This is a genomic window from Brachyspira sp. SAP_772 (assembly GCF_009755885.1).
In the GTDB taxonomy this organism is placed as follows: domain Bacteria; phylum Spirochaetota; class Brachyspiria; order Brachyspirales; family Brachyspiraceae; genus Brachyspira.
In genome coordinates this window covers 1-581 of sequence record NZ_VYIX01000302.1, presented here as the reverse complement: position 1 = coordinate 581, position 581 = coordinate 1, and the positions used below count along the sequence as shown (strand labels likewise).

1 pseudogene is annotated in these 581 nt (G+C 22.6%); it reads left to right on the top strand.

Annotation, left to right across the window (positions count from 1 at the left end):
• Nucleotides 1-431 (top strand): annotated as a pseudogene (locus GQX97_RS14175) (hypothetical protein); the annotation flags it as partial.
• Nucleotides 432-581: the final 150 nt, after the last annotated feature.

Genomic DNA, 581 nt, shown 5'->3' with positions numbered 1-581 from the left:
ATATGTATGCTAAAACAGATAATGCTTTATATTTTTTGGAAGCTCAAAAAACATGGTCAAGAGAAACTCCAAGTCCTCTTATTATACCWTTTATAATAAAACTTTTTATTAGAATATTTCAATACCCTGCTTTAAGAACTACTTTAGAATTCTTATGYCCAATWACTATGCTTATATTCTCTATACTTTCAGTTAAAAAAATGCCTATATATTTTTCTTTCTATTCMATATTTACAGTGCTAATGCCTTTAACTACAAACAGTACTTGGTCTTTAACAAGACTTCCTATGGTRGCTTTAKCAGCATATGCATTCATTGGAATRAAATCYGAAAAAAGTAAAGTATTTAGAATAATATGGTTTTTAATATCATTAACATTATTTGTAATATTTACTAGTACTATGGGRCAATTAAGAGCTACTTTTATATAAAAATTATAAATATAAACTTTTATTTTATAAATGTTTAATATATAATACAAATACTTGATAGGAATTAATATTAAATAATAACTTTTTATTATTGCTCTCTGAATTAAAAAATTATTTAGAGTTTTTATATTAAGAATCCTTAAAAACAAT